Here is a 19,890-nt window from a genome sequence, read left to right as displayed (position 1 = left end):
CATTCTCTAGAGGTGCCTGAATGATCCGTCTCGTTTTGACAATGGCAGCATTACTGCAATTGCAGTGCCTCGCATCGGCGCAAGAGCGGCCGCCGACGTTGTCGCTAGAAGAAATCGCCGAGCGTGCGGAGGCGCAGATCGCGAAGTTGGCGGAGGTGAAGGCGAGCTATGAGGTGAGCTGGCGGCAAATCCCCGACGAACCATTTCCCGTCGAAAGTGAAGCCGATATTTCCCTCGATCCCTATCGCGTGGAAACCGCCGTGGCCGGCGACAAACGCAAATCGAGCATCACAAGAGGGGCCTTCCAAGAGGTGGCCAGTACGACGCGTACGAGTTTCGACGGAGTTTATTCGCTTTGCCTTGAGGGGGACATGGGGAGCCTTGCCGAGGGAAAGGACCGTATGTGCGAGGACGTGTTCTACATTACTGAATTCCTGCACAAGCCGATCACCGATTCCGCTCTTCGAAAAGAGGAGGATTTCTTCCCGAACTATCTCTTCTCGAAGAAATTTCCTTATAGCGTGCTGGATGCTCAGGAGAAGATCGATGGACACTGGTGCCATGTCGTGCAATCGGACCTGTCCAAGCTCTGGATCGACCCGAACATCGGATGCCTGCCAAGGAGGATTGAACGTGTCGCCAACCCAGAAAGCGACCACCGCGTCCTGTTCTCAGTCCACTCGATGGATGATTTCCGGGAGGTTTCTCCAGGGGTTTATTTTCCGTTTGACAACACCCGCGTTTCGTATGCCTCGCTGCGCAACCCGAAAAGCTACTGGGATCAACCTTATTTAGAATTGTCGGTGAAGGTCCTCTCGGCAAACAATGACGTCGACGACTCGGATTTCGCGATGCACGCGCTTCCGGGCACCTTGATAGCAAGTGGAGATACCCAATTCACTGTCCCAGGAGATAAGCCACTCATCCTGAATCAATTCGGCCACCTGGCGGGTGACGAGGCGTCTTACCAACCGGGCTACAGACGATGGCGGGGAACGTTCATCGCTGCCAACGTTGTCGCGATTTTCGTCACGTGCACCTATTTTTTTTGGCAGCGGAGGAAGACGCAAGCCACCTGAGGTGCGTTTAACACCCATTTCTCAGAGGTCTGAACAAATATCCGATCTCACCAAACGGCCCGCTACACGTCCTGATTTGAAATCTTCGCCCACTTGCTCAATCGTCGAGATTTGCTTTATGCAACGTTTGAAACTTCATATTTTGACCATCCTCCTTCTCCTGGCCACCCCCTGCCGTGGGCAAGACGTCTCCGCCGAGCAACTGTCTCGTGTTCACCTCCAGCGTGTGCCACTCTACTTCGGCTGGGAATTCGAGTACGAGTCGTCTCTGGTGACGGACGATGGCGAAACAATCGAGCTCGAAAACGTCTTGGTGCTGGATGCTCCCGTCGCTCGTAGCTCCGCAGTGGTTCGTCGATTATGGATTGCAAAGCGTGAAAATCCAGGTGAGCCTCACCTGGACGATACACAGTTGATGCATCGGTTTGCCGGCTGGAATGGCAGCGAGTATCGGCAGTACGAGCGCAACTATCTATCGAGCAATACAGATGGAATCAAGCTGGGCCGTGGGGCAATATTTGCCAGCGACAGGGCGTCCTACACGGACAACTACTTCGATGCCATGCTCACGTCAGGTCCGCACGGCGTGCCGCAGTACGTGGATGTCAGCGGGAAGGTGTTTGACAAACACCCTCTCCAGTTCCGGGTGATCGGCAGAGGAGAACGCCTAGACGTGGGCACGCTGAAAGTGGAAGCGAGGCAAGGAGCCGAATTGCTCGCCGAAGCGGAGCTTTCCGATACCGCGGAAAAACTTCTGATGTGGCAGGTGACCTACCACAACAACCAACCGGTTATGCAGTGGGAAGTGACTGCCCTCGGCCGCTTTGATGACACACTCTACCCCGCATCCGGGAAAATGGACCGCGAACAAGTCGGCGACATCCGACCGTTGGAGTACCGCTTTGAAGTAAAGAACGTTTCCTGGAATAACCGTTCGGTTGACGAATGGTTTCCGCAATGGCCGCAGGGCACGGCCGTAATCGACCAAACCGACGGAGCGAAACAGGCCGTGATTCCTTATCCGGAAGACGTGTCGAAACGTATCGTTGCCAGCAAGGGAATGGGCGCGGTCTCCAGTTTCCGTTCGGGGCGTGGGCTCGTTTTTTTGCTGGTCAACCTGTGCATCGTGGGAGCGATTGGGTATTTCTTCATCCGCCGTAGGCGCGGGGCCCACTAGCGGCTGCTCCGCGGGGCGGGACCGGGGCGCTGGAGCGTGCGTTGCCGTGCGGGGTTTCGCAGCGATCGAGTTGGCGTACGATTGAGGCGAATAAAGATTACTCCATCGATGCTGCTTATCGCGTGTCGCTAGCTTGCCGCCGTGCCCCTGTGCCCTGGCTTCCTTTCTAATTATTGGAGGTGCATTGCGATGCGCCCAAATGCATCCGAATCCCGCTCCTCGCTCCGCGGCTTGATCGCTGCGACGTATACGCCGCTCGATGCGCAGGGCCGACTTCGACTCGGCGGCATCGATCCGCTGACCGACCACTTGGTCGAGCAGGGCATCGAGGGACTGTACGTGTGCGGCAGCACCGGCGAAGGCATGTCGCTCTCGACGGCCGAACGCAAACAGATTGCCGAGCGGACCGTGGCGGCCGCGGCGGGACGCGTGCCGGTGATCGTGCAGGTGGGACATAACTGTGTGGAGGAAGCCGCCGAGCTGGCCGCCCATGCGGCCCAAGCCGGCGCGGACGTGGTCTCGGCGACGTGCCCCTCGTACTACCCGATCACCTCGCCGGACGCCTTGGTCGAGACGATGGGCCGGATTGCCGAAGCCGGCGGTTCCCTGCCGTTTTACTACTACCACATCCCGGCCCTGACCGGTTCGGCAATCGACATCGTCGAGTTCCTGGAAACCGCGCAAAGCAAGATCGCCAACTTGGCGGGCCTGAAATACACCGACACCAAGCTGCACGAGTTCCAAGCCTGCCAGAACGTCGCCGGCGGCAGCCTGGACATCGTCTTCGGCTGTGACGAGATGCTGCTCGGGGCCTTGGCCACCGGAGCGAAAGGAGCAATCGGCAGCACCTTCAACATCCTGGCGCCGCTGTACCGCGAAGTGATCGCAGCGTTCGAAAAGAGCGATTTCGCGGCCGCTCGCCGCGCCCAACTGCAAGCCGTGCAGATCATCCGCGCCCTGCAGCAGTATCCGTTTCACGCCGCGATGAAGCAGATCCTCTCCTGGCAAGGATTCGACTGTGGCCCGTGCCGCATGCCCCAGCGAAAGCTGACCGACGCCGAGCGGCAGTCGCTGCAAGAGGTGTTGAGCTCGCGGTGGCCGGCTCTGGGGATCCAGTAGTGGACCGGCGTCGAGGACCCTCTGTTCAAGCATCCCGCCACCGGTATCTTGTTGGGCGAACCGTGCACCTCGGCCCTTCCGAAGGCGTCTACCGATGTGCTCACCTTGTTCGCTCGTTCCTCACCAGCCTCCCAGAGGGGAGGACAATTCCTGGAATCCTTGACCATGGCTGCTGACGAAATTCTGGATCCCCCCGGTTCGATCGCGGTCCTTGGCGGCGGCATCTTGGGCCTGGAAGCCGCCCTGTACGCTCGTTTCCTGGGCTACGACGTGACGGTCTTCGAAGCCCTGGACGTGGGCCAGAGCTGGCTGGATTCTGGCGACGCGGACTTGACGTTTCTGCCCGGCCGCGGCATTTCGGCGTTCGCTCTGCAAGCCGTTCGGGCCCAGGACGACGATCCGCAGACGCTGGAAACATTGCCGACCACCGCAGCGGGCTACGCGGAGCAGATTCTGCGGCCGTTGGCCGAAATCGATTTGCTCTCCGGCCGCGTACTCACCCGACACCGGGTGCGCGAAGTCCACCGGCTGCCAAACGCGGAAGACCCTTCGGAGCTGGATTTTCAGATCCGCTGTGCGGACCACGAAACGGCCTGGACGGCTGAAGCGGTGATCGACACCGCTGGCTGGGCGAACCATCAGGCCCCGGCCCAGGATCCCCAGCACCGCTGGGCCGAGACGGCCTACTTTCACATCATCGATGGTCGCGATTCCGCTTCTGCCGGTCAGGAGGGTTCTGCCGGTCAGGAGGGTGAGGACGACTGGGAGCAGCGCAGCGCCCGGGGCCGCGACGCGATCCGCCGGCTGTTCGCCATGTGGGGCGACCGCGAGGGGCTGGACCTGTATCGCCCCACGCGGCTGTAGAGCGGGGCGGGGCTACGTTGTGGCATAGGCTTCTAGCCTGTGAAAAGTAGCACGGCTGTCCCAGCCGCTGAACGCAATGCTCTCGGCTGGGGACAGCCGAGCTACTAAAGCCTATGCCACACCGAAAAAATTGGTGTGTTCTTTTTGCAACGGCCGTCGCGGCCGCGCAACGTGACCTAGAGTTCTCCAGAGACACCGAATCCGGCCCCCGTTCTCGGGGCCCGCTCGGCCACGCGCTTTCTCGTCGCCTCGTCCTGGAACGCCTTTCAATGATCAAACTCTCTCGCCTCGACGGTGAACCGTTCGTCTTGAACGCGGATTTGATTCGGTATGTCGAGTGCCGGCCCGATACGTTCATCACCTTGACCACGGGCGAGCGACTGGTGGTGGGCGAATCGATGGACGAAGTGGTCGACCGAGCGGTTCGCTATCAACAGCAAAAACATTTGATCCCCAGCCGTTAAACGCTCCCGGAGCCACACTTCGATGGATATAGCTTCGCTGATCGGACTCATCCTAGCCATCGGCTTGATCGTCGGATCCATGTTGATGGGCAGCGCGCCGATGACCGCTTTCGTGGACATCCCGTCCCTGTTGGTGGTGGTCGGAGGAGCGATCGCCGCCGCCATGATCTGCTTTCCCCTACGCAGCATTCTGGGTGTTCCCAAGGTGATGCTGAAGGTGATGTTGAACAAGAACGAGGACACGGCAGAGCTGATCAAACAGATCGTGGCCCTGGCCGAAACGGCTCGCCGCGACGGCTTGTTGGCTCTGGAAGCGGAGATCCCGCAGGTGGAAAACCCGCTGGTGCAAACCGGTCTGCAGATGGCCGTCGACGGCAGTCCGCCCGAGACGGTCGAGGAAGTCCTGCGGACCGAAGTCAACGCGATCAGCCTGCGGCACCGCGAGGGCAAGGGCGTGATGGACCAACTGGGTCGTTTCGCGCCGGCCTACGGCATGATCGGCACCTTGATGGGATTGATCATGATGCTGAGCGATATGAGTGACCCGTCGGGGATCGGGGCCGGGATGGCCGTGGCCCTGATCACGACGTTGTACGGGGCGATCGTCGCGAACGTGGTGTTCAGCCCGTTCGCCGAGAAACTGGGGCTGCTCAGCCGCAAAGAGCTGACCGCCATGGAGATCGCGATCCGCGGCGTAATGGCCATCCAGTCGGGCGAGAGCCCGCGGGCGATCGATCAAAAACTGCAGACCTTTCTGCCTCCGAAACAGCGAACCCAGGAATAGCCCGCGATGGATGACGAACCGGAAGATTCGGGTGCCGAAATCCCGGAATGGGTGGTGACCTTCGGCGATATGATGTCCCTGCTGCTGACGTTCTTCATCATGCTGGTATCACTCAGCGAGATCAAAGAAGAAGAAACGTATCAAGCGCTCGTTGATTCGATGCGCCAACAATTCGGTTACACCCGCAGTCTGGAAAGCTTGACGCCGGGCGATGCCAAACCGCGCAGCACCGCTTCGACCGTCCTGGCCACGACCGGCCGCGCCAAACGCGAAGACACAGCCAGGGGCGGGGTTCCCGATCCGGCCCCCAAAGGCGAGAAGCCCATGGTCCGGATCATCCGCCCCGGCAAGCAAACGGCCGTCGGGTCGGTGGTGTTTTTCGAAATCGGTACCGCCCAGATGCAGGCCGACAGTCCCGGCGTCCTGGACGCGATCGCCGGTCAACTGCAAGGCAAACCGCAGAAGATCGAGATCCGCGGCCACACCGCACCGGAAACGGCCGCTCGCACCCACGACACCGCCGAAACGATGGACCTGGCCTATGCCCGAGCTCGAGCCGTGCTGGAGTACCTGGTCCAGAACCACAAACTTGAACCCAACCGCTTCCGTTTGACCAGTGCCGGAGCCAGCGAACCGATGCATGCCGGCAGTGGAGCAGCGGACCGGCAAGCCAACCCCCGCGTCGAGATCTTTTTGCTCGACGAAACCGTCAGCGACCTGCAGGGCACGGCGGACGAACGCGCCAGCCGGGTCATGAGCCTTCCCAGTGAAGAGGAGAATCCTTGATGGCCGACCAACCCGAAAACGTCGACAACCAAGCCGAAGGCGAAGCGGAGGGCAAGAGCAAGCTGGGCGGCAAAGGGATCATGATCGGATTCGTTTCGGTCGTCGTCCTGGTGGAAACCGCCCTGTTCTTCTTCCTCGTCCCCTCGGCCGAGGAAGTCAGTGCCCTGGCCGAAGCGAGGCTGATTCAGTCCGTCCAGGCCGACCAGAAACAGACCGAACAGGAGAACCTGGAGGAGAACAGTGTCGAGGAGTTCGAACTGGGGCGGTTCGGCGAAACCTTCAGCCCCCTGGATACCGAGGATCGTTACCGCGTCGAGCTGACCCTGTTCGGACTGGTCAAGAAGAAGGACCAGGAAAAGATGACCGCCGAATTCGACGCCAAGGATGGACGCATCCGGCACGCGGTCCGGATGAAAATCCGCATGTCCGACCTGTCGGAGCTGGATGAAAATCAATTGGGGTTGCTGCAGCGACGGATTTTGACGACATGTAACCACCTGTTAGAAGACGATCTGTTGCTTTCGGTCGGCTTCTACGATTACCAATTGATCAAGGAATAGGGCCGAGGACCGTGAGCGAATCGCCACTCAAGGATGAGTCCGCCGAAGCGCCAGCCACCGACAAACAGCAGGTTTCGCCGCAGGACATCGAAAACCTGCTCTCGCAAGCCCAAGCCGGTGTGGACCAGGCGGCCGGAGACAATGAATCCGCCGCGGCCCAGCCCTTCCAGCTGAACGATCTGCAGCCCAGCGAATCGGGCGACGCTCCGCACCCGATGGACCTGCTGGGCGACGTGGAACTGGACCTGCGCATCGAACTGGGCCGCACCCAGATGCGGCTCGAAGAGGTCCTTCGCCTGCGCAGTGGCGCCGTCGTGGCCCTGGACAAACTGGCCGGCGACCCGGTCGACATCTACGTCAACGGACGGCTGATCGCACGCGGTGAAGTCTTGGTGATGAACGATAACTTCTGCGTTCGCGTCACCGAATTGCTGGGAGGAGCCGAATGAGCGGAACGCTTCAGAAAACTCGCACGTTCCGAACGCGCGGATGGCTTCCGGCCGCCCTGCTGTTGCTGGCCGGCCTCGCGGCCGACACCTCCAGTGCCCAACCACCCGCCCAAGCCCAACCACCCGCCCAAGCCCAACCACTCGACCAAGCCCAACCACCCGCCGCGAGCCTGGCCACCGCGGCCAGTTCGCGTGGGATGGTGCTGGACGCGAGCGACCGGGCGGCCGCCGCCCCTGCTGAACACGCCGCCCCTGCAGAGAACGCCGCCAAGGGTGAGAACGCCGGCTCGGCGGCTGCGCCGTTTCGCTTCCGCGGCGGCGACGAGGACGACGTTGCCGAAGCGCAACAAACCCTGCCGATCACGACCGTGGTCAGCTCTTTGACGATTGTCCTGGGCCTGTTCGCCGCCTTGGTCTGGATCCTTCGCCGCAGCGGCGCAGCGGCCATGGGAAACGTTTCCAAAGACACCCTGCAGGTGCTCGGCCGCACGCCCTTGGCCCCGCGGCAGAACATCGTATTGGTACGATGCGGCCAGCGGATTCTGGTCCTGGCCGTGGGAGCCAGCAGCTCGACGACGCTGGCCGAAATCAGCGATCCCGATGAGGTTGCGGAGGTGTTGGCCGGTTGCACGGGCAGCGGCCGGCAGCAGTTTTTGCAGACCCTCAGCGCCCTGGGCCAAGAAAAACCCTCGAGCGACCGCTTCGCCGGCCCCGATCACTTTGCCGGCCCCGATCACTTTGCCGGCCCCGATCACTTCGCCGGCGCGGGTCGCACTGCCGGCGCGGATCGCACTGCCGGCGCGGGTCGCACTGCCGGCGCGGGCTTGGGCTCCGCCTCGCGTGCGCCGCACCGCAGCCTTTTTACCACTGCCTGAGCGTGGCCGAACAATCGTCGCCCCACGCTCCGCCTTCTGAAATCGCTTCGGGTGAAGCGTTTTCTATTCGTCGCCGCATCGCGCCGCAAAATCACATCGCGCCGCAAAATCTTGCACAGCGGCAGCAACCAGAGCGGAACCGTCGCTCTCGCGCGAGGTTTAAACCGGCGAAGCTTTCGCGTTTCCCGCGGGTCAGGACAAGCAATTCTTGCAGAATAAACTTGTAGGGCGGGGGGCGAGGCGTCAAAATAGTATCGGGGCTTTTTTTCTCAACCGTCCTTTTTTCCGAGGAAACGTTTTCTCATGTTTGTCCCAAGAACGAAACGGCGCGGGTTTACGCTCGTGGAATTGCTGGTGGTGATCGCCATCATCGGCGTCCTGGTCGGCCTCTTGCTTCCGGCCGTTCAAGCCGCCCGCGAAGCGGCTCGGCGGATGAGCTGCACCAACAATGTCAAGCAGATCGTGCTGGGCATGCACAACTACCACGACACGCTGCTGACGTTCCCGGCCGGCTCGTACAATCTTCGGGAAGCTTGGCCGTCGAACGGTTCCAACTGGCGGGCCTTGATCCTGCCGTACATCGAGCAGAACGCGTTGTACGACCAGCTGCAGTTCATCGACACGGCTCCTTACACGTTCATGGCCGGCGGGGCTGCCGGTTCCAACGCGCTGTATGGCAACGAGGTTTTGAAGGAATTTGAGTTGCCGACGTATCGCTGTCCGTCGTCGGCGATTCCGGTCTTCGACATCGCGCCGGTTTCCAACAATCAAGCCAAAACGATGGTGGTCAGTTACGTCGGCATCCAGGGAGCGGCTCGTCCGGTCCCAGGCCCGGATCCGAATCGAGGCACGGCCGACCTGGGACACGGTTGGTCCAGCAACAACGGTATCTTGGTTCCCAACGAGTCGTTCGGCATGCAAGCCATCACCGACGGCACCAGCAACACGATGATCATCGCCGATCAATCGGGCTTGGTGGCCGGGGTCAACCGGACGGCCAACTACTATGGAGGTTGGTACGGTACGCGGCACGGCAGCCCGGTCAGCTCTGGTCGCCGAGACCTGTGGCAAACGGGCACCACGTGCGTCCGCTTCGCCCCCAACAGCAACATTGTCCAGACCGGAGCCACCGAGCGGATGTACCGCAACAATACGGTGATCAACTCGTTCCACCCCGGCGGGATCACCATCGGCCTGGCCGACGGCAGCGTCCGCTTTTTGCCCGACACGGTCGATTTTATGACGCTGAAGAAGATGTGCTGTCGGTATGATGGCGAAGTCTTCGAGATGCCGTAGACTGCTGTTAAGCACGTCGCAACATTAACTTAGGCATTACCCTCCCGCTGCGCGGGAGGGTGTTGTCGCGGGGTTTCACGCAAAGATTTATGCCGACGTGCTTAACGCCGTAAAAAAATGTCTTTCGCGGATGTCCCACCCGAGCTTGGCTTCGGGTGGGACATCTTTACTGTCTCCAGAAACAAGTACGACGAGAAATGAAGCTAACCAGTATTGAATCGTGTCGGCGGTGTTTAGGTGTATTGGGCGTGATGGCGGCGGGGTTGGCCGTAGCGGTGGTTGCCGGTTGTTCGCCCAGCGTGCCGATGGGAACCGTCTCCGGCACCGTCACGCTCAACGGCCAACCCTACGACGACGCGGCCGTGATGTTGCTAGACTTGGATTCCGGCCAAGCCGCGGGCGCGGACATCCAGCCCGGCGGGTCCTTCAAAATTGCCGACCCATTGCCCGTGGGAACCTACAAGGTCTATCTCGCGCCTCCCTCCCAGACCGAAGAAGAAGCCGAAATGGCCAAGCCGATCACGATCGACACCTCGGTACCGGATAAATACTGGAACGAGGCCTCCACCGATGTCACCATTACGGTTGAGGAAGGCGAGAATACCGCCGTGGTTGAACTCAAGAGCTAACCAGCGCCGCACGGATTCGTCAGAACCCTCCGCTGTGATATCCTGCCTAACGCAGTTTCCCTTCGTTTTAACCGGTGCATTACCAAGATGAGCAATGTTAATCCGTACGCCTCGCATGTGACCTACGACGTGGCGCAGGCCAACGAGGCGGAACGCACCGCCTTTATCCACAAAACCTACCTGCATCTGGGCGGGGCGATCGGCTTGTTCGTCGCTCTCGAAACCCTGCTGTTTACGCTCGTCCCGGCGGCGACGATGCAGTCGTTGGTTGCCCAGATGGTTTCGGGCTACATGTGGCTGGTGGTGCTGGGCGCCTTTATGTTGGTCAGCTGGGTTGCCCGGTCATGGGCCGAGAGCGGTGCCTCGCGCGGGGCACAGTACGCGGGCCTGGGTCTATACGTGGTGGCCCAAGCGGTGATCTTTCTACCGCTGCTGTACATGGCGATGCAGATCAATCCGGAGATCCCGGCGATGGCCGGGCTGTTGACGATGGTCACCTTTGGCGGGCTGACGGCCATGGTGTTTGTGACCCGCGTCGACCTGCACTGGATTGGCAAGTACCTGTTCATGGCCGGTTTGCTGGCGATGGGATTGATCGTCTGTGCAATCCTGTTCGGCTTTAACCTGGGCGTGTTGTTCTCGGGCGTGATGGTCGGTTTGGCCGCCGGGTACATCCTGTACGACACGTCCAACGTCATGCACCACTACCGCACCGACCAGTATGTGGCCGCGTCGCTGGCCCTGTTCGCCTCGGTGGCGCTGTTGTTCTGGTACGTGCTGCGTCTGGTCATGTCGTTCAGCTCCAGCGACTGAGCGAGCGGATGAGCGACTCGCGCCGGATCCTTCGCGAAGCTTTCAATTTTCTGGAAGCGGAAACGATTCGTCTGCGTTTGCAGGAAGCCGGTATCGAAGCGTTCGTCACCGGGACGGACGCCGCGGTGGCCCTCAGCATGGGCGGCGCCGGGACCGACCGGCTGGTCCGTGTCGAGGTGGACGCGGACGATTTCCAGCGAGCCGACCAGTTGCTGGTCGCGGACCAGGCGCGGATGCAGCACGCGCTGCCCTGGATCTGTTCCCGCTGTGGCGAACAGAACGAACCGGCTTTTGAGATCTGCTGGAGCTGCAGCAAACCGCTGCGTGAGGAAGACCAGCGGGGGCGGACCGCCGAGACGGGCCGCGAGGCGGCGAGCCGCGAGGGCATGCTGGCTTCCCAAACGCCCACAGCCTCCATTGCTCCCGACGCAGCAGAGAATCCCTATCGCCCCACCGCTACGGGCGACCCCGTCGCGCAGCGACGAATGGCCTCGCTGCAGCGTCCCGATCGTGCCGAGGAGCTGGAGGACCGCGTGCGGCGAGCTTTCTTATCTAGCATTGTCGGACTGTTGGTGTGCCCTCCGCTGGTGAACCTGTACTCGGTCGGCCTGCTGCTCTCCTTTCCTGCGGCCGCCTACGAAGAGCCCGAATTGCAGCTGCGATTATTCAGTGCGTGGCTTATCAACGTGGCCAGTATCATCGTCTGGCCGCTTCTCTACCTCTCGATGTAGGGCCCAACGAACTCGCGGCAAGGCGACCCAAGTCCAGCGGGTGATCGTTCTCGGACCCCTCATCGGCACCCATCTTTCCAGAAGATTTTATCTGTGTGCAATTAGCGAGGATTGGTGGTCGAATGTTCTGCGGAGTGTCCACCGGCATCCACCGCTTTCCTATTTCCCAAATCTCGGAAAAAATCTCTATTTCGTCTCAAGCCGCTCTTCGCGTACGCTTCGACCTGGTCGTCGAGATGCCAGGAGAGCCGTTTGAACCAGTCGTTTTCCACCGCTGCGAGCCGCTGCCGCCGTATCCTGCTGGGTCTGGTGCTGGGGCTGCTCTGGACCGGTCCGAACGAGGCTCGGCTGTGGGCTCAGGAAGCGGTTCAGCCGGCCAGTGAGGCGGCACAAGCGGAGCCGGCGGGCGAAGCCGACGCGACGCTGTTGACGTCCGACGACTTGGGACAGCCCATCCTGGAATCGCCCCTGGACTTTGTCGGCGGCGGACCGGAGCGTTGGACCAGCCCGGAGGGATTGAGCAGCAGTCTGCAGATCGTATTGCTGTTGACGGTGTTGAGCCTGGCGCCGGCGTTGTTGTTGATGACCACCTGTTACGTGCGGATCATCATCGTGCTGGGCTTGCTGCGTCAGGCGATCGGCCTGCAATCGTTGCCGCCCAGCCAGGTGATGACCAGCGTGGCGTTGTTCATGACGCTGTTCGTGATGACGCCGGTGTGGAAACAGACCTACGACGAAGCGATCGTGCCATACACCGATCCGGAAACATCGATGTCGTCGACCGACGCCTGGGAGCGGGGCGTCCAGCCGATCCGCGACTTCATGGCTCGGCAGATCGACGTCACCGAAAACCACGACGACGTGCTGCTGTTTTATCGCTACGTCGCTCCGGACGGCCAGGAACCGCAGAGCTGGGACGAGATCCCGCTGCGGGCGTTGCTGCCAGCCTACATGCTCAGCGAGCTGAAGACGGCGTTCTTGATGGGGTTTCAGATCTACCTGCCCTTTTTGATCGTCGACCTGGTCGTGGCCAGCGTGACGATCTCGATGGGGATGCTGATGTTGCCGCCGGCGGTGATCTCGTTGCCTTTCAAGCTGCTGCTGTTCGTCCTGGTCGATGGTTGGCATCTGGTGGTCCAAATGTTGATGGACAGTTTTGGCACCTATGGGATGTGATCGAAAATGAATAGTGAAACCGCCGTGGACATGTGCCGCGAAATGTTGATGTCGGCCATTCTGATCGGTTCGCCGATCCTGTTGGTGGGCATGGTGGTCGGTTTGCTGATCGGCCTGATCCAGGCGCTGACCCAGGTCCAGGACCAGACCGTCTCGTTCGTCCCCAAAATCTTTGCCATGGCTGTGGTCATGGTGGCCTGTCTGCCCTGGGTGGTGCAGAAGATGGTCGACCTGACGCGGACTGCGATTGAAAACGCTGGCATGCCGTGATCGCTGCCGCCACGGACCTGTTGCTGTCGCACCTGGTGCTGTTTTTGCTGGTGCTGACGCGTCTGAGCACGCTGTTGATGGCGATGCCGGCCGTGGGCGTGGGCGTTCCCAAACGGGTGCGAGCCCTGCTGGCGATCACGCTGACGTTGCTGCTATTGCCCGCGATCGCCGGCGACGAAGCGGCCGCGTCCGCGCCAAGAATCGAGAACCTGATCGAGCTGGCCATTGCGATCGCCCGCGAAGCGTTGATCGGCATGTTGATCGGGACGGTCATCCAGCTGTTAATCACCGGCATGCAGCTGGGCGGCGAACTGATCAGCAGCACCGGCGGGATGCAGCTGGGCGACGCCCAGGACCCGGCCACGCGGTCCAACATGCCGGCGCTGGCACGCCTGATCGGAATGTTGGTCACGACCGTCTTCCTCAGCCTGGGCGGCCACCGCCTGATGTTGACCGCCCTGATGGACAGTTTCCAGTCGATGGCGCCTGGCCAGGTGGCGATCCACGAAAGTATGTTGTCCCTGGTCGTCGGGCAGTTGGCCGGCGGCGTGGGCGCGGGCGTGCGACTGGCGGCCCCGGTCGTTACGGCTTTGTTGCTGACCAACCTGGTCACGGGCTTTATCAGCCGCACGCTGCCGGGATTGAACGTGTTGGCGATCGGTTTAAACATCAACGCCTTGGCGATGTTGGCGGTGATGGCGATGGCGATCGGCGGAGCCAGCTGGATCTTTGCCGAAGAACTAACCATCGCGATGCAGCGCGTCGCGACCATGTGGTAGGAGCATCATGGCCGATTCCGCAGGAGAAAAGAAACATTCAGCCAGTGAACAGCGACGCCGCAAGGCGCGCGAAGATGGTCAGGTCGTCAAGAGCCAAGACCTGACCAGCGCGGCGATGCTGATGGCCGCCGTGCTGGCTCTGTACTGGTTCGGCCGCGAGACCGTCGACAAACTGGCCGCCAACCTCGTGCAAACCCTCAGCGGCGGTCCGGCCCTGGCGGTAACGCCGCACGAAGCCACCAGTAACCTGACGGCGATCGCCCTGCGGTTGGGCTGGATCGTGATGCCGCTGTTGCTGGTGATGTTCGTCGCCGGGATCGTCATCAACATCACTCAGGTCGGGTTGTTACTGAGCACCAAGAAGCTGATGCCTCAGTTCAGCCACATTAATCCGTTTGCAGGCCTGAAACGGATGTTCTCGCTGCAGGGCGTGATGCGGCTGGGCTTTGGTATTTTCAAGATCCTGGTCATCGCCTGCATCGCGGTGTTCTCGATCATGCGGCAGCAGGATGCGATCCTGGGAATCGCGGCCATGGACATGCCGATGGTGGCCAAGACTCTGTTCGATTGCCTGTTCGATACCAGCTTGTGGATCGCCGCGGCGCTGTTGTTGTTGGCCTTGCTGGAGTACGCCTATCAGTGGTGGAAACACGAAGAGGACCTGAAGATGACCGACCAGGAAGTCCGCGACGAGATGAAGGAGTCCGAGGGCGACCCACAGATGAAAGCTCGCCGGCGTCAGATCCAGCGGCAACTGGCCATGCAACAGGTGGCCTCGGAGGTGCCCGGCGCGGACGTCGTGGTCACCAACCCCACGGAACTGGCCATCGCGATCAAGTACGATCCGGCGGAGATGGCGGCGCCCCAGGTCGTGGCCAAAGGCGCCGGAACGGTGGCCCAAAAGATTCGCCGTTTGGCCTTGGAACACGGCGTGCCGATCGTCGAACGCAAACCCCTGGCGCAGGTTTTGTACAAGACGGTCGACGTGGGCGGATCGATCCCGCTGGAGCAGTACCAGGCGGTGGCCGAAGTCCTACGTTACGTCTATCAGCTGCAGGGCAAGAGCATCCCTCAGGCCACCGCGGCGTAGCGAGGGGTTGTTGGTTGTTGGTTGTTGGTTGTTGGTTGTTGGTTGTTGGTTGTCGCAACTTCGTACTCAGCGCAGCGGTACTCGTACTCAGCGCAGCGGTACTCGTACTCGCCTCGTGCTCAGCGGAGCGGTGCTCGTGCTCGTGCTCGTCATCGAATGACCGCGTAGTTGTCCGGCAGCAACTTCAAGGCAGTCGCGGCTCCTGGTCATCAACCATCAACCATCAACCAATCTCCAGGGCCACCTCGCCGTGGCTGCGGGGCGGAGCAGGGCAGGGCACCGCAATCAGCAACTCCAGTTCGTTATGGTCCTGCAGGTACTGTGATACCTCGATCTCCAGATGCGGCGATGCGGTCTCGTCGCCGGTCCAGATCCCCTGGCCGTTGAGCGTTATCGAGCGCACATAATCCACCTGCCGCAGGACCAGGAACAATCGATCGCCATCCTCTAAACCGGTCGGCGAATTGAAAGTGCGACGCAGAACAAACGCGTCCACCCGCTGCTGGGTAGAAACCCGCGTGGGCGGTGTGGCCAGAGCGGCGGCCCAGTCCACGCGAGTGGCGTGGCGGGGGTCGAAAGAGCGACCGATCGACCGCCACCAGGGGCCGCGAAGGCGAATCCGGTGACGATCGTTTGATTCCTCAACCATGGTGCCGCCGACCTACATCACGTCGTCCGATCCGAGGATCTGATCGATCGCTTTGCGGAAATCGTCGAACTCCTGGTACAGAGCGTCGGACGGGTTCACGGTGAAGTCAAAATCTTCGATGCCGCCAAAGAAGCGAACCGCGACGCCGCCCTCACCATCGTCCACGACCAGGAACTGGGTGTCGTCCAGCCGCGCGGTCAGCACTTCGTTGAGGCTGTTGACGATCGTCAGCAGCGCCGAATCTCGAGCTTCGTTCAGCACGATCTCGGCGTGCTTGACGCCCTCGAAGCCATCGCGCATCTGCAGGAAGTTCAGCGTTCCGTCGGCGTTCAGCGAAGCGGTTCCACCCTGCATGCCGCCGTTGGAATTGTTCGACGTGTCGCTGTGGTGACTCAGATAGGTCGAAGCCAACAGGTCGGTTCGCTCCATCGCCGCCGCGGCGCTGGTGCCGCTGTAGCCGATCAACGAGAACGCGTAATCGGTTGCGTCGAAGCCACCGGGCTGCGGGAAGTTGACCGTGAACTGGTTTTCCACGCTGTCCAGGTCTCCCTGGCTGCCGGCCGTGTCCGGACCATCGATCAGGTCGTCGCCGATCATCGCGTTGACGACGTAGCGTCCCGGCGGCAGGCCTTCGAAGCTGAAGTTGCCTTCCAGGTTCGTGTACGCGGTTTGCGAAATCGCTTCGCCGGTCACATTGTCGGCAGCGGTACTGCTGAGCGTCACCTGGACGTTGGCCAAACCGCTCTCGCCGGCTTCACGCGTGCCGTTACGAACCGGATTGGAAACGCTGGCGATGCTGTCGAAGAAGACCGTGCCGGAGATCGTGCTGGGCTGGAATTCCTGGACGTCGACGTGCACCGTGCCGACGGCCGATTCGATGCCGTCACTGATCGTGTAGGTAAAGCTGGTCTGACCGATGAAGTCGGTTTCGGGGACAAACCGCACGCTGCCGTCGGACTCGAGCGAGACCGTGCCGCGCGTGCCGGCCTGGGCGTTGACGGCCGTGATCGTCAACTGCTGCGACGCCTCACCGGCGCTGTCGTTACCCAACAGTCGCGCGGCCGAGTAGATGGCCGGAACATTCACAAACGCGGTCACTTCGTCGTCGCCGGCGATGGGATCGATGTTGTTCACATTGATCGTCAACGTCGCTTCGCTGCTGGCGACCGGATCTCCATCATCACTGACGGTGTAGGTGATCGTATCGGTGCCTTCGAAGTTCAGCGGCGGGGTGTAGACGATGTTGCCATTGTCCAGGACCGCCGTGCCGCCGTTGGCCGTCGCAGCCGTCACACTGCTGACCGACAACGTCTGATCGTCCTCGTTGACACCGGGCGAGTCATTGGCCAGCAGTTCGCTGACGGCAATCGTCAACGGAACGTTGCTGGTGGTCGTCCGTGCGGGATCGGCACCGATGATCGGCGGATCGTTCACCGGTCCAATCGTCAGGGTCACGGTCCCGGTCGCAGCCGCTTGATCATCGACCACGCCACTGGTATCGGTCACGGTGTAAGTAAATTCGACGACGCCGTTGTAATCATCCGAGGGATCGACGCGAACGCTGTCGCCGACGATCGAGATGGTGGCGTTGCCGGCACCCACGGTGATCGGGCCGAGGCTGTCGATCGACAGCGTCTCACCCACGTTCGCCCGGTCGTTGGCCAACACCGGAATGTCGATCGTGACGCCTTCGTCGCTGGTGGCCGTATCATCGAGCGCCCGCGGACGCGGCCCTTCGGTCACATCGACCGTAACCGTCGCCGTGCTGGTCAGATTACCCGAGTCGGTAATCGTGTAGGTAAAGCTGGTTTGGCCGGGGAACAGTTCTTGCGGATCGTACAGCACCGCCGTGCCGCCGGGAGCGATGCTGACGCCCGTGCCGGTGACCGAGGTGATTGTGATCGAATCGCCGGTTTCGCCCGGTCCCGCATCGTCGTTATCTAGAACCATCAACGTGTGGACGCCCGACAGTTCTTCGACGTTGAAGGTATCGTCGACCGCGTTGGGAGCATCGTTGACGCCCTGCAAGTTGATCGTGACCGTCCCGGTATCGGTGCCTAGGGAATTGCTGACCGTGAAATCAAAGGTTGCGACATTGCCGAAGACGTCGTCGTCGACCGGCGTGTAGCTGTAGGTCCCGTCGCCGTTATCGGTCAGGGTGCCCGCTCCGGAACCGCTGATCAACGAGGTCAGCCCGGAAACACTGTCGACGGTGATCGGCGAAGTGCCCTGGACGTTGGCCAACAGATCGCTGTCGGTGAACGTCAGGGTGGTTCCTTCGGTTCCCGAGAGCGTGAAATCGCCAGCGGTGGGCGGCAGGGGTTGCTCGTCGATATTGACGGTCACCTGGATCGGGTCCGAAGTCGCCCCGTCGCTGTCGCGAACCACATACGTAAACGTCGCCGTCGCACCGCTGGCCGGCGGTGTGAAGGAAACCGTGCCATCGCCGTTGAGCACCACACCGGTACCGGCCACCGAATCGATGACCAGAGTCTGGTCCTCGTTGGCCGGTCCCGCGCTGTCGTTGTTCGTCAATTCGGTGGGCTGGATCACCCGCACCGTGCCGCGAGTCGCACTGATCTGATCGGGCGTTCCGGTGGGTGCATCGTTCTGCGAAACCACCGTCACGTTGACCGTGCCGGTCGAAGTGCTGCTGCCGTTGCTGGCGACATAGGTAAAGGAATCGACGCCGAAGAAGTCGGCCGCGGGCGTGTAGGTGGCGACCGAACCGGTCAGGGACACCGTGCCGTTGGCACCGTTGGTGGCCGAGGTGATCGTGATCGTTGCGTTCGGATCATTCAGGTCCGTCACCAGCGTCGCCAGATCGATCGTATTGCCACCGGCGGGCATCAGATCTTCGTTCACCGTCAGGTTGCCCGTGCCGGCAACCAAGCTGCTCTCGATGACGTTGAAAACCACCAATCCGTACCGGTCATCGCCGGGAATCGAAGGGTCATCGTCGATGTCGATCAGAACGTTGTCGACCCGCAGGCTGTCCCCCTCGTCGATCAGCAACAGCTCGTTACCGGAGCCTACCGGCGGCGTTTCCAGCGGTTGATCGATCTGAACGATGAACTCGTTGTACAGCTGCTTGAAACGAACCGGCAGGCTGAACGCGTCATAGGGCACCGTATTGCCTTGGTCGTCGTAACCGCCGGGCAGGTTGCCGCTGGCGATTCCGCCGACGTCGTCGTAGCCGTCTTCGCCGAACGAGCCCTGGACGCTGTTGTTATAAACTTCTTGTCCGCCGGCACTGCGGCTGTTGAAATTAATATTCAACGGGATGGCGTCGCTGTTGACGCTGCCATCGGGGTTGATCGCGGCCGTCTCCAGGTTCTGGAACGTGACCTGAGCACCGCTCAATTGACTGGTATCGGCGGTCAGGTTCGGCAACTGGATGTTCGACAGATCGTCACCCAGAAAGCGGATCTGGACGTCCAAACCGATGGTGTTGTTCAGCGGCGGCAGGACTTCGACCGAGAACTGGCTGCTGTCATAACCCAGTTGCTCCAGCACGCCACCGATCGCCGCGGTCGGATTGCTGCCGAGTGAAGCGACCGATACCGGCACCGTGGTGCTGCTGGACGTGTCCGAGAAGATGATGTCGCCGCTGGCCGACTGGATCTCTTTGGAGAACAGCAACTCCTGCGTCTCGGTCACCACCGGTTCGACCACGTCGGAGAACGTCGCTCCGGAAATCGGCGTGAAGATATCGACGAACACCGAAAACGCACCGCTGTCCTGACCAAAGCCGCGAAGGTCCAGGTAAGAGACCTCCAGGTCCACGATCTGGCTTCGCTGGGTCGCCTCGTCGAAGACCAGGTTCAGCGTTCGGCTGCCCGGATCCAAGAGGTCCGCATCGGTCTGATGGTCGCGCACTCCCAACCGCAATTCCATCACTTCGCCGTCGATGCCTTGCCCGCGGTTCAGGGCGTTGACGACCTGCAGAGCGTCCATCGGCGTGACTTCGTTGTCGCCGTTGACGTCGACCAAGCCCACCTCCTCGGCATCGCTGTCCGCCATCACGGTTTCCACGCTGCCCGGTCCGCTGCGATTCAGTTGGTTGATCACCAACAACGCGTCGATCGGCTCGACCCGGTAGTCGCGGTTGACATCGACCGGGGCAAAGTCGTTGTGGAAAGCCAGCAGGTCTCCGGCCAGGAGTTCGCGTCGCTCCAACGCTTCGCTACGCAATCGCCGCTTGCCGCTGGCTGGAGCCTGATTACGACGGGCGTCCTGGGATCGCTTAAAAAGGCGGCCAAATGATTTCATCGCCAAATCCAATTTCGTTTTCGACAGC

General features: G+C 61.2%; 20 protein-coding genes. 18 read left to right on the top strand and 2 right to left on the bottom strand.

Going from position 1 to position 19,890, the window contains the following annotated elements:
- Positions 1 to 20 precede the first annotated feature (20 nt).
- From GE027_RS13430 to flhB, 18 genes are all read left to right on the top strand, one after another.
- A complete protein-coding gene (locus GE027_RS13430) occupies positions 21 to 1,079 on the top strand; it encodes a hypothetical protein (protein WP_153557717.1) in 1,059 nt (352 codons plus the stop codon).
- A gap of 118 nt (positions 1,080 to 1,197) precedes the next feature.
- Entirely contained in the window at positions 1,198 to 2,256 is a 1,059-nt protein-coding gene (locus tag GE027_RS13425; protein ID WP_153557716.1) for a hypothetical protein, read from the top strand.
- A gap of 189 nt (positions 2,257 to 2,445) precedes the next feature.
- Positions 2,446 to 3,375: a dihydrodipicolinate synthase family protein gene (locus GE027_RS13420; RefSeq protein WP_153557715.1), complete on the top strand. Its 930-nt coding sequence runs from the start codon at positions 2,446 to 2,448 to the stop codon at positions 3,373 to 3,375.
- 165 nt (positions 3,376 to 3,540) lie between these two features.
- Complete coding sequence (locus GE027_RS13415) at positions 3,541 to 4,239, top strand: FAD-dependent oxidoreductase (RefSeq protein WP_153557714.1); 699 nt, start codon at positions 3,541 to 3,543, stop codon at positions 4,237 to 4,239.
- Between the two features lie 269 nt (positions 4,240 to 4,508).
- The gene (locus GE027_RS13410) at positions 4,509 to 4,703 is read left to right on the top strand and encodes a flagellar FlbD family protein (protein WP_153557713.1); all 195 of its coding nucleotides are present in this window, start codon (positions 4,509 to 4,511) and stop codon (positions 4,701 to 4,703) included.
- Positions 4,704 to 4,725: 22 nt separating this feature from the next.
- Complete coding sequence (locus tag GE027_RS13405; protein WP_153557712.1) at positions 4,726 to 5,487, top strand: motility protein A; 762 nt, start codon at positions 4,726 to 4,728, stop codon at positions 5,485 to 5,487.
- A gap of 6 nt (positions 5,488 to 5,493) precedes the next feature.
- Positions 5,494 to 6,273 (top strand): OmpA/MotB family protein, encoded by a 780-nt coding sequence (locus GE027_RS13400; protein WP_153557711.1) that lies wholly within the window; start codon positions 5,494 to 5,496, stop codon positions 6,271 to 6,273.
- Positions 6,273 to 6,833, top strand: a complete 561-nt coding sequence (locus tag GE027_RS13395; protein ID WP_153557710.1) for a dihydrolipoamide acetyltransferase — start codon at positions 6,273 to 6,275, stop codon at positions 6,831 to 6,833. The genes GE027_RS13400 and GE027_RS13395 overlap by 1 nt, the downstream gene beginning before the upstream one ends.
- A gap of 11 nt (positions 6,834 to 6,844) precedes the next feature.
- Entirely contained in the window at positions 6,845 to 7,282 is a 438-nt protein-coding gene (gene fliN / locus GE027_RS13390) for a flagellar motor switch protein FliN (protein WP_153557709.1), read from the top strand.
- Entirely contained in the window at positions 7,279 to 8,157 is an 879-nt protein-coding gene (gene fliO / locus GE027_RS13385) for a flagellar biosynthetic protein FliO (RefSeq protein ID WP_153557708.1), read from the top strand. Before fliN ends, fliO begins: the two co-directional genes overlap by 4 nt.
- A gap of 303 nt (positions 8,158 to 8,460) precedes the next feature.
- A complete protein-coding gene (locus GE027_RS13380; RefSeq protein ID WP_153557707.1) occupies positions 8,461 to 9,453 on the top strand; it encodes a DUF1559 domain-containing protein in 993 nt (330 codons plus the stop codon).
- A 197-nt stretch (positions 9,454 to 9,650) separates the two neighbouring features.
- Positions 9,651 to 10,082, top strand: coding sequence for a carboxypeptidase-like regulatory domain-containing protein (locus tag GE027_RS13375; protein WP_153557706.1), 432 nt, complete (start codon positions 9,651 to 9,653; stop codon positions 10,080 to 10,082).
- An 87-nt stretch (positions 10,083 to 10,169) separates the two neighbouring features.
- Positions 10,170 to 10,895 carry a Bax inhibitor-1/YccA family protein gene (locus tag GE027_RS13370; protein WP_153557705.1) on the top strand — a complete coding sequence of 242 codons (726 nt, stop codon included), beginning with the start codon at positions 10,170 to 10,172 and terminating at the stop codon, positions 10,893 to 10,895.
- Positions 10,896 to 10,903: 8 nt separating this feature from the next.
- A complete protein-coding gene (locus GE027_RS13365) occupies positions 10,904 to 11,626 on the top strand; it encodes a DUF7577 domain-containing protein (RefSeq protein WP_153557704.1) in 723 nt (240 codons plus the stop codon).
- A 423-nt stretch (positions 11,627 to 12,049) separates the two neighbouring features.
- Positions 12,050 to 12,802 carry a flagellar type III secretion system pore protein FliP gene (gene fliP / locus GE027_RS13360; RefSeq protein ID WP_237607527.1) on the top strand — a complete coding sequence of 251 codons (753 nt, stop codon included), beginning with the start codon at positions 12,050 to 12,052 and terminating at the stop codon, positions 12,800 to 12,802.
- Between the two features lie 6 nt (positions 12,803 to 12,808).
- Positions 12,809 to 13,072 carry a flagellar biosynthetic protein FliQ gene (locus GE027_RS13355; RefSeq protein ID WP_153557702.1) on the top strand — a complete coding sequence of 88 codons (264 nt, stop codon included), beginning with the start codon at positions 12,809 to 12,811 and terminating at the stop codon, positions 13,070 to 13,072.
- A complete protein-coding gene (locus tag GE027_RS13350; RefSeq protein ID WP_237607524.1) occupies positions 13,069 to 13,851 on the top strand; it encodes a flagellar biosynthetic protein FliR in 783 nt (260 codons plus the stop codon). The genes GE027_RS13355 and GE027_RS13350 overlap by 4 nt, the downstream gene beginning before the upstream one ends.
- Before the next feature lie 7 nt (positions 13,852 to 13,858).
- Positions 13,859 to 14,941, top strand: a complete 1,083-nt coding sequence (gene flhB, locus GE027_RS13345; RefSeq protein WP_153557701.1) for a flagellar biosynthesis protein FlhB — start codon at positions 13,859 to 13,861, stop codon at positions 14,939 to 14,941.
- A gap of 223 nt (positions 14,942 to 15,164) precedes the next feature.
- On the opposite strand, the gene GE027_RS13340 is transcribed toward flhB, so the two are convergent.
- The gene (locus GE027_RS13340; RefSeq protein ID WP_153557700.1) at positions 15,165 to 15,590 is read right to left on the bottom strand and encodes a hypothetical protein; all 426 of its coding nucleotides are present in this window, start codon (positions 15,588 to 15,590) and stop codon (positions 15,165 to 15,167) included.
- A 12-nt stretch (positions 15,591 to 15,602) separates the two neighbouring features.
- The gene (locus GE027_RS13335) at positions 15,603 to 19,862 is read right to left on the bottom strand and encodes an Ig-like domain-containing protein (protein WP_153557699.1); all 4,260 of its coding nucleotides are present in this window, start codon (positions 19,860 to 19,862) and stop codon (positions 15,603 to 15,605) included.
- Positions 19,863 to 19,890 lie beyond the last annotated feature (28 nt).

The organism is Roseimaritima sediminicola (assembly GCF_009618275.1).
Classification (GTDB): Bacteria; Planctomycetota; Planctomycetia; order Pirellulales; family Pirellulaceae; genus Roseimaritima; species Roseimaritima sediminicola.
The sequence above is the reverse complement of the archived record's forward strand: the minus strand, read 5'-3'. Positions and strand labels throughout refer to the sequence as shown.

Excerpts from the sequence above, each read along its gene's own strand:
- GE027_RS13355 (WP_153557702.1), top strand. The coding sequence starts at position 12,809 with ATGAATAGTGAAACCGCCGTGGACATGTGCCGCGAAATGTTGATGTCG.
- GE027_RS13365 (WP_153557704.1), top strand. The coding sequence starts at position 10,904 with ATGAGCGACTCGCGCCGGATCCTTCGCGAAGCTTTCAATTTTCTGGAA.
- GE027_RS13410 (WP_153557713.1), top strand. The coding sequence starts at position 4,509 with ATGATCAAACTCTCTCGCCTCGACGGTGAACCGTTCGTCTTGAACGCG.
- GE027_RS13415 (WP_153557714.1), top strand. The coding sequence starts at position 3,541 with ATGGCTGCTGACGAAATTCTGGATCCCCCCGGTTCGATCGCGGTCCTT.
- GE027_RS13380 (WP_153557707.1), top strand. The coding sequence starts at position 8,461 with ATGTTTGTCCCAAGAACGAAACGGCGCGGGTTTACGCTCGTGGAATTG.
- GE027_RS13430 (WP_153557717.1), top strand. The coding sequence starts at position 21 with ATGATCCGTCTCGTTTTGACAATGGCAGCATTACTGCAATTGCAGTGC.
- GE027_RS13395 (WP_153557710.1), top strand. The coding sequence starts at position 6,273 with ATGGCCGACCAACCCGAAAACGTCGACAACCAAGCCGAAGGCGAAGCG.
- GE027_RS13405 (WP_153557712.1), top strand. The coding sequence starts at position 4,726 with ATGGATATAGCTTCGCTGATCGGACTCATCCTAGCCATCGGCTTGATC.
- GE027_RS13375 (WP_153557706.1), top strand. The coding sequence starts at position 9,651 with ATGAAGCTAACCAGTATTGAATCGTGTCGGCGGTGTTTAGGTGTATTG.
- fliO (WP_153557708.1), top strand. The coding sequence starts at position 7,279 with ATGAGCGGAACGCTTCAGAAAACTCGCACGTTCCGAACGCGCGGATGG.
- flhB (WP_153557701.1), top strand. The coding sequence starts at position 13,859 with ATGGCCGATTCCGCAGGAGAAAAGAAACATTCAGCCAGTGAACAGCGA.
- GE027_RS13340 (WP_153557700.1), bottom strand. The coding sequence starts at position 15,590 with ATGGTTGAGGAATCAAACGATCGTCACCGGATTCGCCTTCGCGGCCCC.
- GE027_RS13400 (WP_153557711.1), top strand. The coding sequence starts at position 5,494 with ATGGATGACGAACCGGAAGATTCGGGTGCCGAAATCCCGGAATGGGTG.
- GE027_RS13425 (WP_153557716.1), top strand. The coding sequence starts at position 1,198 with ATGCAACGTTTGAAACTTCATATTTTGACCATCCTCCTTCTCCTGGCC.
- GE027_RS13420 (WP_153557715.1), top strand. The coding sequence starts at position 2,446 with ATGCGCCCAAATGCATCCGAATCCCGCTCCTCGCTCCGCGGCTTGATC.
- GE027_RS13370 (WP_153557705.1), top strand. The coding sequence starts at position 10,170 with ATGAGCAATGTTAATCCGTACGCCTCGCATGTGACCTACGACGTGGCG.
- GE027_RS13335 (WP_153557699.1), bottom strand. The coding sequence starts at position 19,862 with ATGAAATCATTTGGCCGCCTTTTTAAGCGATCCCAGGACGCCCGTCGT.